The organism is Neisseria sicca (assembly GCF_003044565.1).
In the GTDB taxonomy this organism is placed as follows: domain Bacteria; phylum Pseudomonadota; class Gammaproteobacteria; order Burkholderiales; family Neisseriaceae; genus Neisseria; species Neisseria sicca_A.
Genome location: NZ_POXG01000001.1, coordinates 382,416 through 397,486, shown reverse-complemented (window position 1 = coordinate 397,486; position 15,071 = coordinate 382,416). Strand labels below are relative to the sequence as shown.

At 50.4% G+C, this 15,071-nt stretch carries 15 protein-coding genes; 3 read left to right on the top strand and 12 right to left on the bottom strand.

Going from position 1 to position 15,071, the window contains the following annotated elements:
* The first annotated feature begins 43 nt into the window (after positions 1-43).
* The gene (locus DBZ16_RS02035; RefSeq protein WP_107812748.1) at positions 44-2,266 is read left to right on the top strand and encodes a TonB-dependent receptor; all 2,223 of its coding nucleotides are present in this window, start codon (positions 44-46) and stop codon (positions 2,264-2,266) included.
* 377 nt (positions 2,267-2,643) lie between these two features.
* Here DBZ16_RS02035 and DBZ16_RS02030 read toward each other — a convergent pair whose 3' ends face one another.
* The 8 genes from DBZ16_RS02030 to DBZ16_RS01980 form a co-directional block, all read right to left on the bottom strand.
* Positions 2,644-4,056 (bottom strand): tetratricopeptide repeat protein, encoded by a 1,413-nt coding sequence (locus DBZ16_RS02030; RefSeq protein ID WP_107812747.1) that lies wholly within the window; start codon positions 4,054-4,056, stop codon positions 2,644-2,646.
* A 335-nt stretch (positions 4,057-4,391) separates the two neighbouring features.
* Entirely contained in the window at positions 4,392-5,393 is a 1,002-nt protein-coding gene (gene hemB / locus DBZ16_RS02020; RefSeq protein ID WP_107812746.1) for a porphobilinogen synthase, read from the bottom strand.
* A gap of 151 nt (positions 5,394-5,544) precedes the next feature.
* Positions 5,545-6,273: a DUF6973 domain-containing protein gene (locus tag DBZ16_RS02015; protein ID WP_049230463.1), complete on the bottom strand. Its 729-nt coding sequence runs from the start codon at positions 6,271-6,273 to the stop codon at positions 5,545-5,547.
* A 195-nt stretch (positions 6,274-6,468) separates the two neighbouring features.
* Positions 6,469-7,308 carry an NAD-dependent epimerase/dehydratase family protein gene (locus DBZ16_RS02005; RefSeq protein WP_107812745.1) on the bottom strand — a complete coding sequence of 280 codons (840 nt, stop codon included), beginning with the start codon at positions 7,306-7,308 and terminating at the stop codon, positions 6,469-6,471.
* 38 nt (positions 7,309-7,346) lie between these two features.
* The gene (locus DBZ16_RS02000; RefSeq protein ID WP_107812744.1) at positions 7,347-7,829 is read right to left on the bottom strand and encodes a DUF2269 family protein; all 483 of its coding nucleotides are present in this window, start codon (positions 7,827-7,829) and stop codon (positions 7,347-7,349) included.
* Positions 7,826-8,215 (bottom strand): DoxX-like family protein, encoded by a 390-nt coding sequence (locus DBZ16_RS01995; RefSeq protein WP_107812743.1) that lies wholly within the window; start codon positions 8,213-8,215, stop codon positions 7,826-7,828. The genes DBZ16_RS02000 and DBZ16_RS01995 overlap by 4 nt, the downstream gene beginning before the upstream one ends.
* 619 nt (positions 8,216-8,834) lie before the next feature.
* Positions 8,835-9,353, bottom strand: a complete 519-nt coding sequence (locus DBZ16_RS01985; protein WP_070495920.1) for a GbsR/MarR family transcriptional regulator — start codon at positions 9,351-9,353, stop codon at positions 8,835-8,837.
* Positions 9,354-9,480: 127 nt separating this feature from the next.
* Complete coding sequence (locus DBZ16_RS01980) at positions 9,481-9,741, bottom strand: hypothetical protein (protein WP_107812741.1); 261 nt, start codon at positions 9,739-9,741, stop codon at positions 9,481-9,483.
* A gap of 361 nt (positions 9,742-10,102) precedes the next feature.
* Here DBZ16_RS01980 and hpnC point away from each other — a divergent pair, with 361 nt between their 5' ends.
* A complete protein-coding gene (hpnC, locus tag DBZ16_RS01975; RefSeq protein WP_107812740.1) occupies positions 10,103-10,918 on the top strand; it encodes a squalene synthase HpnC in 816 nt (271 codons plus the stop codon).
* Between the two features lie 55 nt (positions 10,919-10,973).
* Here hpnC and DBZ16_RS01970 read toward each other — a convergent pair whose 3' ends face one another.
* From DBZ16_RS01970 to DBZ16_RS01960, 3 genes are all read right to left on the bottom strand, one after another.
* Positions 10,974-11,834 carry an EamA family transporter gene (locus tag DBZ16_RS01970; protein ID WP_107812739.1) on the bottom strand — a complete coding sequence of 287 codons (861 nt, stop codon included), beginning with the start codon at positions 11,832-11,834 and terminating at the stop codon, positions 10,974-10,976.
* A 179-nt stretch (positions 11,835-12,013) separates the two neighbouring features.
* Entirely contained in the window at positions 12,014-12,478 is a 465-nt protein-coding gene (locus tag DBZ16_RS01965; protein ID WP_107812738.1) for a carboxymuconolactone decarboxylase family protein, read from the bottom strand.
* 138 nt (positions 12,479-12,616) lie between these two features.
* Positions 12,617-13,282, bottom strand: coding sequence for an NAD(P)H-dependent oxidoreductase (locus DBZ16_RS01960; protein ID WP_107812737.1), 666 nt, complete (start codon positions 13,280-13,282; stop codon positions 12,617-12,619).
* Between the two features lie 104 nt (positions 13,283-13,386).
* Between DBZ16_RS01960 and DBZ16_RS01955 the strand changes: the two genes are divergently transcribed.
* Complete coding sequence (locus tag DBZ16_RS01955; RefSeq protein ID WP_070495908.1) at positions 13,387-13,890, top strand: MarR family winged helix-turn-helix transcriptional regulator; 504 nt, start codon at positions 13,387-13,389, stop codon at positions 13,888-13,890.
* A 45-nt stretch (positions 13,891-13,935) separates the two neighbouring features.
* Here the strand turns inward: DBZ16_RS01955 and DBZ16_RS01950 are convergent, their stop codons facing one another.
* The gene (locus DBZ16_RS01950) at positions 13,936-14,754 is read right to left on the bottom strand and encodes a tetratricopeptide repeat protein (RefSeq protein ID WP_107812736.1); all 819 of its coding nucleotides are present in this window, start codon (positions 14,752-14,754) and stop codon (positions 13,936-13,938) included.
* Positions 14,755-15,071 lie beyond the last annotated feature (317 nt).

The following is a 15,071-nucleotide window of genomic DNA, read 5'->3' as shown; positions in this document are numbered from 1 at the left end:
TTATTGCAACAAAAATAACCCACCTCAAAGACAGAAGGAATTTATGAACAGCAAATTAGCCCTGATGCCGCTTTTGATTGCGAGCGCATTTTCGTATGCCGCCGATGAAGCGACACCCGAAACCCCTGTGCAACAGCAGTTGCAGGAAGTCAATGTCCGCGCCGATGCCAAACGCGTCAAAGCCGCCCGTTCTTACTCCATCGCCAGCGACGGCGACTTGCGCGACCGCGTGAACTTGGGCGTATTGGGCAAAGCCAACGCCTTTACCGCGCCGATTACCGTCGTCAACTACGACGAACAAGCCCTCAACAACACCGAATCGCGTACTTTAGTGGATGCCGTAGCGAAAAAAGACGCTTCCGTTTGGCAGTTCGGCGGCGAAAGCAACACATTGACCGGCTTGTATTTCCGCGGTTATCAGCTTGATGCGCGCCAATTCAGCGTCAACGGTTTGGCAGGTATGTACGGCACGCAAGGCACAGCCAGCGTACATGTCGGCTCCGCGCAATTGATTAAAGGCGCGTCCACCGCCGTAAACGGCATGGACCCCGAAGGCGCGGTATCCGGCTCCGTCAATATCGAAACCAAAAAAGCCGCCGATGAAGGCAACCGCAAAATCGGTCTGGGCTGGTTCAGCAACAACCGCGCACAAGGCACATTCGACTTGGGTCAACGTTTCGGCGAAAACAAAGAATTCGGCGTGCGTGCCAACGGCAAACTGCGCCACGGCGACACCCCGCGCCACGGTTACAGCGAAGACAACAAAGAATTTGCCTTAAATGCCGACTACCGCGGCGAAACACTGCGCGTGGCGTTCGACTCCATCTACGCCAAACGCAAAACCAACGGCGGCCGCGCGCGTATGCAGGACATTCAAAACGCCAACGGACGCTTGTTTGCCGCACCTGAAGGCAAAGTGAATCTGGCGCCGAGCTGGCAGGCTCAAAATACGCGCGGTCAAACGAATATGCTGACTTTCGAATGGGATGCATTTGAAAATGCCCAAATTACAGGCGGTATCGGCTACAACAATGCACGTTATTACGGTAATTTCGCCTCTCCTACCGTCACAAGCAGCGGTTTGACCTACAATTCAGGTCGCGCACGTTTGACCGACCAGCGTTTCAAAACGCTCAGTATGAATCTGACTGCTCGCGGCGAATTTGAAACCGGACCGGTAAGTCACAACTGGAGTGCCGCATTTGACCGTATCGACCGTAAACGCACCACTTATCAAGGCGCACGTCAAACACGAAGCAGCGTTATCGATCCGAGCCTTGATATTCCAACCCAGTTGGCAAAATTGGATTCCAACTTAGGAACGGCATGGAGTGCAACGCCTTCAGTGGACACCGTGATCAAAGTGAACAGTTTGGCGGTATCTGACACGCTTGGTTTTGCCGACAACAAATACCGACTCACTTTGGGCGGGCGTTTCCAAGCCGTCGAGCAGAAAAACAAATTAAACGGCCGCAAAGCGGATGCGAACCGTTTCAGCCCGATGTTGATGGCGGCATGGGTTCCGCAGCCTGATTTGGTGGTTTACGGAAACTATATGGAAGATTTGGAGCCGTCCAACATCCGTACCGATGAGGACGGTCATGTGACGATGGCAGATCCGCGCGTCAGCCGCCAATTTGAAGTCGGCGTACGCAAAAACTGGGGCGACTTTGTAACCACTTTAAACGCGTTCCAAATCAAACGTCCGGGCTACTGGCGCGGCAACACAACTTCAGGTACTGATTTCGCAGCGCGCAAAAATGCAGGCTTGGCTTATAGCGGTTCCGAGCAAGGCATGGAGCGCAGCCGCGGTATTGAGTTCAATACCTATGCCAACTTGTTGAACAAAACCCTGCGTCCGACTTTCGGTCTGATGTATCTGCAATCAACCGTAAAAGATTATCCGAATTTCGCCGATAATTTGGTTAACGGCGTACAAGTCGCCAACCCGCGCGTGATTGCCAAAGCGGGCGTGGAATGGGACACCCCGTTTGCCGAAGGCTTGACGCTGAACGGCAACGTTTCGTACTTCGGCAAGTCTTATCAAGACACGCAAAAACAATACGCCTTCCCATCCTATACCTTGGTTGACGTAGGTGCGCGCTACAAAACCAAGCTCGGCAAAAATACCCTGACCGTCAGCAGCTCGGTGGAAAACCTGTTCAACAAAAACTACTGGCAGGTACAGCGCGGGCAATACGACCGCAGCTTCGCCGTCGTCGGCATGCCGCGTACTTACTGGCTGAAAGCGGAATTGGATTTCTAATATCCGGATAGACCAACCGGCAAAGACAAAGGTCGTCTGAAAATCCCCAATCAGGGTTTTCAGATGACCTTTTCTATTGTTTTCCAATATAGTGGATTAAATTTAAATCAGGACAAGGCGACGAAGCCGCAGACAGTACAGATAGTACGGAACCGATTCACTTGGTGCTTCAGCACCTTAGAGAATCGTTCTCTTTGAGCTAAGGCGAGGCAACGCCGTACTGGTTTAAAGTTAATCCACTATATTTTTTAAAATGGGCAAGTGATACAACTTATCGTAGAACGATACCTCATTAATCGCAACGCGGAGGCAATGGTTTGGATGGATATCACAAGCGTTGGCAGCTTCTTTGGAAAAATGTTGCCGCGCGTAGGATATTATGGGAGTTGCTGTTTCCAATGCGCCAGCAGTTGCTTGAGGATTTCAGATTGTTCGTGACCGTCGTTAATGGCGGTTTCGAGCCAACGGCATGCCAAAGCAGTATTGCGGCGGACGCCTGTCCCGTGGAAATAGAGACAGGCGAGGTTGTATTGCGCCATCGTGTCTTTTTGCTGTGCCGCCTGCGCGAACCATTTGGCGGCTTCGGTATAGTCGGTCTCTGTTCCATGACCGTTGTAGTACATCATGCCGAGATTGGTTTGCGCTTTGCTGTGTCCCAAATCTGCGGCCTGTTGATAGAGCGTTAACGCTTCAGTATGGTCGGGCGAGCGGTTCAGACCGTAATGGGCGGCAAAAGCCAGCTGATAGAATTGCTCTGCCTGTTGGCGTTGCAACGCGTGTTCTTTGGCTTGGGGGTAGTTTTGCTTATTGTTCAGGGCAATGTCGGCGAGTAGTTTTTGGTGTGCAGCAAGATTGCCCAAATCAGCAGCAAGCTGATAGTAATGGCGCGCTTTGGAGGGCTCGGGAAGGATACCCAGTCCGTAGCGGTAGATATCGCCGAGTAAACGCAGCGCTTCGGGATGATTGCGGCGGGCGGCTGCTTTGGCGTAGCGGCGTGCTTTATCCGTGTCTTTCGGAACATCTTTGCCCAACAGATGAATTTCTGCGAGCTTGGCGTAAGCATCGCTGCTGTTTTGTCTGGCGGCGGTTTCCAGCCAACGGATGGCTTTGTCGGGATGGGTCGGAAGCAGAATTTCCGCAAGGGCGACCTGTGCAGGCGCAATGTTGTCACTTGCCGCGATGTAGAGGTGTTGGGCTGCCTGATCAATATCTGGCGCCACGCCTTGTCCGAGCTTGTATTGCAACCCAAGCTGCCAATTCGCTGGAGTAAATCCTTGTTTGGCGGCGAGTTGGTAAAGCTGGTGTGATTGGGGATAATCGGGCGGCGAAGTATATTGGCAATGCTGCCCCAAGAAATATAAGGCTTGAGGGTTTTGCTGACGCGCGGCAAGTACGGCCCAATCGACGGCTTCTTCGTGCTGACCTGCGTCATGATAAGCGCGCATCAGTTTAAGCTGTGCTTCGATAATGCCCGCTTCTGCCAATTCCCGATAGGAAGGAAGCAGGGTATTGAGCGGCATGCCTTGTGCTTCTTGGATTTGAAGAAGGTTATAACTGGCGTAGGGATGACCGTCACGCGCCGCTTGCTGCATCAGGCGTATGCCGGCTTCGCGGTTGGCAGGTATGCCTTGCCCTTGCAACAGGCAGCCTGCAAGATGGAATTCTGCTTCCGTATGACCTTCGTTTGCCGCTTTTTGCAACAGCGGGACTGCGGCGGCAAAATCGGGCGGGATTTGGGTCATGAATGAGTGAGCTTCCCGGAATAGTGTATCTGCGGTTGTTGTATTCATTTTATTGTATATGTTTTGAATTTTATAGTGGATTAACTTTAAACCAGTACGGCGTTGCCTCGCCTTAGCTCAAAGAGAACGATTCTCTAAGGTGCTGAAGCACCAAGTGAATCGGTTCCGTACTATCTGTACTGTCTGCGGCTTCGTCGCCTTGTCCTGATTTAAATTTAATCCACTATATAAAACGGACGCTGTAAGTGTTTGCTTGAGAGTTGCAGTATTTTACCAGAAATTACCTGATTATTCATTCCGTTGTAATAAATTTTGTCAGGCAAATGCCTGAATGTGAATGCCGCCGGGCATTCTGTGAAAACCGGCGGCATTTTGTTGTCGTTTTATTTTTTCAACATCTTTGCTGCTTCGACGGCGTAATAGGTCAGAATACCGTCGGCGCCGGCGCGTTTGAAGGCGAGCAGGCTTTCGAGTATGACTTTTTCGCCGTCCAGCCAGCCGTTTTGAATCGCTGCCTGAAGCATGGCGTATTCGCCGGAAACCTGATAGGCGTAGGTCGGTACGCCAAACTCGTCTTTGACGCGGCGGACAACGTCAAGATAGGGCAGACCGGGTTTGACCATCACCATATCCGCGCCTTCCTGAATGTCGAGGGCGACTTCGTGTAGGGCTTCGTCGGTATTGGCGGGGTCCATTTGGTAGGTTTTCTTATCGGCTTTGCCCAAGTTGCCGGAACTGCCGACCGCATCGCGGAATGGGCCGTAAAATGCGGAAGCGTATTTGGCGGAATACGCCATGATGCGGGTGTGGATGTGTCCTGCGTCTTCAAGGGCTTCGCGGATGGCGAGGATGCGACCGTCCATCATGTCGGACGGGGCGACGACCTGCGCACCTGCGTCGGCATGGCACAAGGCTTGTTTCACTAAAACTTCGATGGTTTCGTCGTTGAGGACGTAGCCGTTTGCATCGGTCAGCCCGTCTTGCCCGTGGATGGTGTAGGGGTCGAGTGCGACGTCGGTCATGATGCCCAGTTCGGGGAATTTTTCGCGCAGGGTGCGTACGACGGTCGGCACGAGTCCTTCGGGGTTGTAGGCTTCTTCTGCCAATTCGGTTTTATTTTGGGTAACAACGGGGAAGAGTGCCAACATGGGTATGCCGAGCTTGAGGGCTTCTTCGGCGGTGAACAATAATTTGTCCAGACTTTGCCGTTTCACGCCGGGCATGGAGGGGACGGCTTCTTCTTGGTTGCTGCCTTCGAGTACGAAAACGGGATAAATCAGATCGTCTGCGGTCAGGGTATGCTCGCGCATCAGGCGGCGGGAAAAGTCGTCTTTGCGCATACGGCGCATACGGGTGGCGGAAACGTAACGCGGTGGGAAGTTCATAATCGTCCTTTGTCCTTCTGGAAACAGCTAAATCGGCAGGAGAAATGTTTTCAGACGACCTCTTTACAAGCAGGGGTCGTCTGAAAATGGGTTTACGATAGTTTACGCCGTTTTGGGAGATTACTCAAAATTTGCTCAGAGTACCGACAAATCAGTCTTTTACTTTTCTGATGGCTTTGACCGTTTTGGAAATCGAGTCGATTTTGTCGGGTTTGGGCATATTGCGCTCTTCCTCACGCAAGCCTTGGGCATCCAGCGGCTCGATATTTTTCATGGCTTCGCGGTAGGCGGCAGGGCTGAGTTTTTCTTGGGTGATGCGCCATACTTTGCGTCCGCCGGTGCGTGTTTCCGATGCGGTCCACAAGCCGATTTTGTGGTAATAGAGCAAAACACTTTCGGCAAGGGTTTTCATGTCGGTATTGGGTCTGCCGCTGCCGATGCTGCGGCCGATACGGTTGTTGCGTTGGTCAACTGCCTGGTCCGCGAGATAACGGCTGAAATAGTTGATTTTCCCTTCGCGGATTTTGATGTCGGCAAGGTAGGCATTACCTGCTTCTTCGGCGATTACGTTGTCGAATTGGGAGGTAATGGCGGCTTGCCACAGGGCTTGGCGCACGGCATTGACCTGCGTGCCTTTGCCATCTCCGTTGGCTGTGTCGTCTAAGCCGCTGCGGTAGGCAAAACGCGTGGCATTGCTGCTGATATTGAATGAGCCTGTGTCTTCCATACCGATGGCTTGCGCCGCTACGGGGTGATTGAGGGCGAATTGGGTGATTTTGCTGCGCCGGGTTTGATCTTCTTCAAAGGTTGTCTGACAGCCGGAGAGCAAGACGGAAGCAAGTAGGATGTATTTAATATGTGTTTTAAGTTTCTGAGCCATAATATGAGTCGTGATAAAAATATTATTTTATTGATAATATACTGATTATATAACATATAATTACATATTGTAGCAAAATATTCTTCAGGCGGGCGCTTTATTGTATCAGCGGTCTCTTGCGTTAGGGTAAAAGGTCGTCTGAAACCGGCTTATGACGAGGCGGTTTCAGACGACCTTTTCGTGTGTATGTCTGATTCAACTTTGACGGGAAAAGTTTTCTGCGGCTAATGGTTCTCTCCCCAGTAAAGCTGCAAAATCAGAATAATCGGCGCACGAACCTTGCTCGAGTAGGGCAAAACTGTTGCGGCTGACGATGCCGTTGCTGAGGATGTTTACCAACGGCAGCGCAGGGTCAATCAGGCGCAGGGGGATGGGCAGGATACGTTGTGGCGGTTTGTGGTGCAGGGTTAAGCGGAGGGTGGTTAGGTATTCTGCCAAGGTCAGCGTTTGACTGCCGGTCATATTGATGATGCTATGATCGGTGTCGGTTTGGACAGCCAGTTTTGCCAAACCTTCGGCAACATCGGCAAGATGTACGGGCTGTAAGTAAAAGCGTCCGCCTTCCGGCAGGGGAAGCAAAGGGAGGCGGGCCAGTTTGATGAACAGTTCGCAGCTGGTTCCCCCACGCCCGTAAACGACGGATGGTCTGGCTATCGCAATCGGTATGCCGCTTTGGGCGACGGCATCATCTCCACGTCCTTTGCTGCCGACAAAGTTGATGGATTGAGATGGATCGGCACCCAGTGCGGATAGTTGCACCCAGCGTTTTATGTCTGCTGCTTTTGCCCATGTGGCGAGCTGTTTGGGCGTGTGGTGGTGTACGGTTTCGAGTATTTCAGCATGACGGTTCATGATGCCGATGCAGTTGATGAGGACGTCTTGCCCCTCTAATAAACGGCGTGCGGCGGTTTCGTTGGGATGAAGAAAATCGAAGGCGCGGCGGTCGGGTGTGCAAACTTGGTGACCTTGTTCTTTTAAGATTTGGGCGGTACGGCTGCCGATGAAGCCGCTGCCTCCGAAAATAATGATGTTCATGGTTTTTCTATGTTGTTGCTGAGGTCGTCTGAAAATCTTTAAATCGGTTTCATTACCATCAGGAAGTAAATCACGATAGTGGCGCAAAAAGCGGGATAGCCCAGCAATTCCCAGCGTCTGGCGTAACGCCAATAGGGTTCCGGAATGCTGTCTGCGTTTTCTTTGTGCGCTTTTTCAGCAATCTTTGCCATGCGGATTTGCAGCCAGACAACGGGCAGCCAGCAAATGCCCGAAAGAACGTATAAACCAAGCGTCATCCATATCCAATCTTGTTCTAGCATCGTCGACACGGTATAGCTGCGTTCGTATAGCATCCATAAACCGGACAAGGGTTGGAAAATGACGGCGGGGGTCGTAAACCACCAATCTGCTTTGATGACCCAATGCGATACGACCGACTGCGCGGCAACCGAGCCGCTGCGGTTTGCCCAAAAGAGGTAAAACGCTGTACCAAAACCGGTGCCGACCATTAAGGTAGCCGAGATGATGTGCAGGGTTTTAACAATTAAATAGGTGTTCATTTCTTATCTCCTACGGATTGATACAGGAAAAATAAAATAGCCATAATCGGCAGGTTTTTTACCAAAGGCGCAAATGGATGCGCCCACATTTCAGGCAGCCTGAAGGCGATGATCAGGCTGTATGTTGCGACGGTTATCAATTGCAGCAGCCATATTGCTGAACGGGAGCGAAAGCGGCTGAAGCATAAAAAGGCAAAACCGATGTCCAGCAGCGAAGCGACGATTAATGTCGGCCATTGCAACGGATTAGGAATGCCGACCGAATGCAGCAAATCCAATGACATTTCAGGCATGAAGAACAGAGGTTGCGTACCGCTCCAAAGCCATAGCAGCCCCATCGAGTAAGGCAGGTAAGCGGGGAGAGTGTGCGTAGCGTTGCCAGACATATTGGTTTCCTAATTTCATTTCGGGTTGTTTATATATTTAGTCTGTAATTTCTAAAATTTCTGCCAAAAGAGAAATGTTGGAGTAAAAAAATTAGGTAGGTTCTTGAATATCATCCTCCCCCGGAGGATTGGGTAAGCTCAAAAGACCGACAATTAAAGAATAAGTACCGCCTATTACCACGCCGGCTAGGAGGCTGGTGACAAAATCTGCACCAAACAGTAAAAGATACAGGCAACCGCATAACGATCCGGTTATGATTGCCCGTATAAGGCCGTGTAAGTCTCTGTATGTAGACGTCAAGCTTAAGATCAAACCGCAAATTAGGGCAGGTACGGTAAAGAATAAAGCATAGTAGCCGAGACTAAACGCAAAAAATAGCGTAGATGCAGCATAAACGACAATGACTCTCCCTCTCGGATAGTCAAAATAATCTTCTGTTGAATGCGACATAACACACCTATGATTGCGTAAGAGAAACCAGGTTGGGTATATTATAGTGGATTAACTTTAAACCAGTACGGGGTTGCCTCGCCTTGCCGTACTATCTGTACTGTCTGCGGCTTCGTCGCCTTGTCCTGATTTAAATTTAATCCACTATAAAAAACCATTTGATTGGCATCATCGGAAAAATTTTTGTATTCCGGCGCCTATTTTTAAAATTTTCACCATGGTTGAAGTAGAAAGTTTCAACATTTCATTTGCCCACATGGTAAGCGTATTGATGAAATCATGGGTTTGTCGGATTCGCTGTTTGGCGGTTTCGTTTTCCTGACTAAATTCAGGGCTGTCGATCAGGCTTTGCAAAAATTGCCGCGTCGGTTCGATTTCACGCTGCATACGCATTTCTGCAATGGTGCGAAACAAAGTCCAGACGTCGTCTGAAGTTTCAAAATGATCGCGCCTGTCGCCCAGAATATGCACGGTATGCACCAGTCTCAAGTTTTGCAGCTCTTTGATGCTGTTGCTGACATTGGAGCGCGCTACGCCGAGCGTTTCGGTGATTTCTTCGGCATTCATCGGTCTACCCAAGATGTAGAGCAGGGCATGGATTTGCGCAACGGTACGGTTGACGCCCCATTTGGTGCCCATTTCGCCCCAGTGGAGGATGAATTTTTCAGTGGTCGGATTCAGTTTCATAGTGAGAGTATTTTATTTTTGTCTTTTATTTCTGTCAATACAGAAATAAAAAGATTTTTTGAAACGGGTAAAAAACAGGCGGACTGAATATTGCCCGCTATTCAGTCCGCCTGTTTGGAAAGACAGATTATTTTTTTGACTGTTGCTTGTAGTATTCCAGCAGTTGCTTCGCTTGCAGCAAAGGCAGCCCGAAATGCTCGTTGATGTTTTTAAGGTCTGTTGTTTCTTTTCCAGTCAGATTGTGCTCAAGCCATTTCAGATTGTCCGGATTGTTTTTGATTTTTTCAAAATACGCCTGTTTGCGCTTCCAATTGCGCGACCACACCAGCAGCATGGTGAAAATACATAGAACGATTAAGAAAATATTAGTGAAAATAATCATATCCATCGTCGTCTCCGCTTGCTTGGAAGTATGAGGATTATAAGCGAATCAAACGGTTGCGGATATATTGGGGAATGAGGGAGGCGTGGTGTTGAATCAAGGTTTGATGACTTCGCGTCTTTTTTGTATCTAAAATCCGTTTTGTGAAAAAGGTCGTCTGAATTTGGACAACAGGATGATTTGGTGTTTTTGAATTTGGATTTCCATTTGCACCGTACAGTTAAATCATTAATAAAATAATGTGTTGTGTTAAAATCATGCTGAGTTGCTAATATGGGTTTGAAAGTATATCGCGTTGTTGGTAAACCATTTGAGAATGCGGCTCCGTACTTTCAGACGACCCCAAGATACCGAATTTAAAATATCTATGTCCGTCAATCATTACGAAAATTTCCCCGTCGGCTCGCTTGTCATGCCGCGCCGCCTGCGTAAGCCCACCCATGCCGTTTACGCTTTTGCGCGCACTGCTGACGACCTCGCCGACGAAGGCAATGCCGAAGCCGCTGAACGCTTGCGCGCTTTGGACGAACTCAAAGCCGAGCTCGACCGCATACAGCGCGGCGAAGCGCCGTTGACTCCGTTAATGCAACGTTTGCAACGCGAAGCCATCGCACCTTTCAAGCTGCCGCTGCAACCGTTTTACGATCTTTTGTCCGCATTCAGTCAGGATGTTGTCAAAACCCGTTATCAGGATTTTGGCGACCTGATCGACTACTGCCGCCGTTCCGCCAATCCGGTCGGGCGCATTATGCTGCACCTGTACGGACAAACCGACGAAGTCAGCATCGCCCAAAGCGACGGCATCTGCACCGCATTACAACTCATCAACTTTTGGCAGGACGTTGCCGTCGATTGGCAGAAAGGCCGCGTCTATATCCCGCAGGACGACTTGCAAAAATTTAATGTCAGCGAAGCGCAAATTGCCGAAGGCAAAGCGGATTTTGCGTTCCAAAGGCTGATGGCGTATGAATGCAACCGTGCGTTCCAAATGCTCAAAGGCGGTTCGCCCTTGGGTAAAACGCTGAAAGGCCGCTTGGGATTTGAATTGCGGATGATTATTGTCGGCGGACAACTGATTTTGCAGAAACTGGACGGCAGCAAATACGATGTATTTACGCAACGTCCTGTTTTGGATAAAAAAGATTGGTTGATTATTCTGAAACGGGCATTCTTGAAGAAATAAACCGACCAGTGCAAAAGGTCGTCTGAAAACGCAGCTTGAAGGCTCAAGGCTGTTTTCAGACGACCTTTTTCATGACCGCCCGCTGTACCCCGAATATCGATACCAACACCAACGCAAATCCTGCCAATGACTTCGCGTCCATCCCTTGCCCTAAAAGCAGCCAGCCTAAAACAAATGCCGAGACAGGGCTGAGTAGTCCCAGCGATGAAACCGCAGCAGGCGAAAGTTTGGCAATTCCTCTGAAAAACAACACATAAGCTAACACGGCACCAAACAGGCACAAATACAGATAGCCGCCGATATTGGCGGGGCTTAAAGATTCGAGCCGCGGTTCGGCAAGCAGGGCGACGGGCAGTAAAAACAAGCCGCCGATGAAAAGCTGCCAGCCGGTAAACGCCAACACGGGTAACGAAGTGCGGCGGTGTTTCGACAAATACACACCCAACGCCATCGCCGCCGCGCCCGCCAATGCCGCCAAAATCCCCATCCCGTCATAGCGCGCCTGCGGCGACAAAACCAAGAGCGCAATCCCCAAAACCCCTGCCGCCGACCAAGCCCAAGCCGCTTTCGGCGGCATGGTTTTGCCGATTAACCAAGTGAACACCAACACCATCAGCGTCTGCGTCGAACTCAACACCGCCGCCAGTCCACCCGGCAAGCGATACGCCGCCACAAACAACATGGCTTGGAAAAAGCCGATGTTCAAAAAACCGAGCAAGACAACCGTCGCCCATTCATCGCGTTTGGGTATCCGCCGCGTCCACGCCAACAGCAAAAGTCCGGCGGGCAACACGCGTATCAGAGCGGCAGTAAATGGGCGGTCGGGCGGCAAGAATTCGGTGGTCACGAGATAGGTGCTGCCCCAAATCAGCGGGGCGAGCGCGGTGGTCAGGATGGTGGCGGTACTGCTGGGCATTTTGATTCTCGTAGGAATGCAGCTTTTCAGATTGACTATGCAGTAGGTCGTCTGAAAAAAGGGAATGGGGTGTGATGGGGCAACAGCAGCCTGCAATTTGGTTTTGAATGTGTAGACTGCTTTTTATATTTTAGGTAGCCTCTGTCGTTGTTTGATCGATTTCAGATTGTCTTGCCAGACTAAACCAGCCCTGCCTTCTCCAATCCCATCAGGCCGTCCATGCTGCCTGTTGGGGTGGCAAAAGCCACGTTCAGGCGATTCCAGACGTTGATGGTGTTGATGACGTGGGTCAACGCCACCAGTTCTTCTTCATCAAAATGAGTGCGTACCGCTGCGTAGTCCGCATCGCGGATACCCTGTTTGGAGATGCGGGTCAGGTTTTCCGCCCATTTCAGCGCGGCCCGTTCTTTTTCAGTAAACAGAGTTGATTCGTGCCAAACGGCCAAATGGTGCAGGCGCAGTTCGCGCTCGCCGTGCAGCTTGGCTTCCTTAACGTGCATATCGACACAAAAAGCGCACCCGTTGATTTGCGAAACGCGCAGTTTCACTAAATCTTTCAAGGTATTATTCAGCGTGAGGCTGGCTTCCAAAGCCAGCAGTGCCTTATAGCTGTCAAGGGCATATTGGGAATAATGTAAGCGCATAAGTCCTCCAAATAAATGAATAAGCGGGTGGGAAATTTAGCCTGACGGAAACCTTCTTCATCCAAGTGCAGGCTGCCATCATTCAAAACTCTTGATTTTGCCAACTGGTGAATGTCTGTGTTGCTGATTTTCAGGCGTTTATTCAATCCAATCAACGATATCTTCTATCGTCTGCCGCGTTTTAGCGCGCTTGGGTTCGCCTGTGCGATAGCCAAACGCCGCCATGACGCTGACGCGGTATTCATCAAGATTGATTAAACCTTTTTCCGACAGCAGTTTTTCCACATTTTCTTTTTGAAAGCCTTCCATCGGTGTGGAATCCACACCAATCAACGCGGCAGCGGTCATCATGTTTGCCAACGCGATATAGGTTTGCTTGGACGCCCAGTCGTTAAACGAGCGCGGATTATCGGCAATGGCAAAATCGGTTTCGGCAAACTGGTTAAAAAAACCTTGCATCATTTCAACGGTTTCAGACGGCATCCCATGCACGCCGCCCCAGATTTTTTCCTGATAATCCGTCTGCATGGCAGTCTGCGTACGCGCCAGCAGAATCACAAAATGGCTGCAATCCATAATTTTTTCCGCCGCTCCCCATGCGATGTCGCGCAACTCTTCGCGCAGAGTACCGTTTTGCACCACTAAAAACCGCCAAGGTTCCAGCCCGAACGAGCTGGGCGACAGGCGTGCGGTTTCCAGAATATAAGCAAAATCATCGGCAGGGATTTTCTTCGCCGCATCATAACTTTTGCAGGCGTGGCGGAAATGGAAGGCATTTAAAACGGTTTGTTTATCGGCAAACATGGTTTTCTCCAGTTGAGTTATCTTGATTTCAAGTTAAATATAAATAGAAATTAGCTTGAAGTCAAGATAAAATAATCGCCATTGAAAACCGAACGGAGCATTCTATGACCGAACACCTTGATGCAGCCGCCCGCGCCGTTGCCCAATGGAAGCAGGAACTACCAGAATTGGAAGCAGAGAATATGTTGTTAATAGGTCGTCTGAAACGCGCCGCTGCTTTAATCGCACGCGAATTGGAAAAAGTTTACGGAGAATACGGTTTAACCGAAGGCTCGTTCGATGTGCTGGCTACTTTGCGCCGCAGCGGCGCGCCTTATACGTTGACCCCAACTGAGTTGTTCTCTTCGCTGATGGTAACATCAGGTACCATGACCACGCGCCTGAAAAACTTGGAAAACCAAGGCTTAATCGACCGCCTGCCCAATCCGGACGACGCGCGAAGTATGCTGGTGCGTTTGACCGATAAAGGCAAAGAATTGATTGAGAAAGCTTTGTTTCCGCATGTGGAGAACGAAAAGCTGCTGATGAAAAAATTAGATTTAAAAACCAAAACATCGCTTCAATACGGACTGGAGGAATGGCTGGATATTTTGGAAGGGAATAAGTGAAAGGTCGTCTGAAAACGCGACACGCCGTTTTCAGACGACCTCAGTTTATTGTGCAGACTTTTTCTTGTCCAGCCGCTTCAATTGCTTGGCGGCATATTTATTGCCAGCCTCAGCGGCACGGCGGTAGTAGCGGGCGGCTTTTTTCAGACGACCGGCATCTTCATAGAGGATACCGAGGTTGGATAATGCCATGATGCAGCCCGCGCGGGCGGCGAGTTTGTACCATTTTTTTGCCTGGTGTGTGTTGCGGCGCATGCCGTTGCCCTTGTAGTAGAGGAAGCCTATGTTGTTGCAGGCGGCTTCATCTGCTTGTAAGGCGGCGCGGGCGTACCATTTGTAGGCTTTGGTGTAGTTTCGGGGCAGACCGAGGCCTTCATCGTATAGGTAGCCGAGGGCGCGTTGAGCTTCGGCGCAACCCGCTTTGGCTGCTTTGCGGTAGAGCTGACAGGCCTTCTGAATGTCTTTTTTGCAGCCGAGGCCGCGCTCGTACAGCCAGCCGAGGCGGTAGGCCGCATCGGGGGTATCGCTGCTGTGTTGTTCAAGTGCGCGTGTATACCATTTGCGGGCGCGGCGGTAGTCGGGCTTTTCTTCAAATTCGTATAGAAGACCGAGGGCTTCCTGTGCTTCGGCGTGACCGAGTTTGGCGGCACGGCGGTAATATTTTTCGGCTTTTTCGCGGTTTTGTTTGATACCGTAGCCGTATTGGCGGCTGCGACCGAGACCGAACCAGCCGTCGGGACAGCCTTTTTTGGCGAGTTGGCGGTAGGTACGGTAGGCAGGGCGGGCTTCGGCAGGATCGGTGGTTAAGGAAGCATAAAAGAGGTGTTCGAGCAGGGCGGCGCGGTAGAGGGATTTAGGTTTCATGGTTTTTGCCTTTCTGGTGGTTTCAGACGACCTCTGTGTGGAACCGTTTACAAAATTTATTTGGCGTGCAGTCCGCTTTTTGAATGGCTTTTCGGAAGTTTTACCGCCAGCGGTTGGGCATGCTGCGGTTGATGCGTATGGGTGGTCGGTAAGGTTTTAATTTTTGTGTTGTTGATTTTCAGACAACCTTTGGGGTTGTCTGAAAGCCTGTCGGAACAGGTTTAAATAGATGATAAACCAAGCGGCGGTCTGATAACGTGAAACGATGGTTCGGGTAGTGTAACAGGCTGCTTTTTTGTTTTCATTACATTATGGCA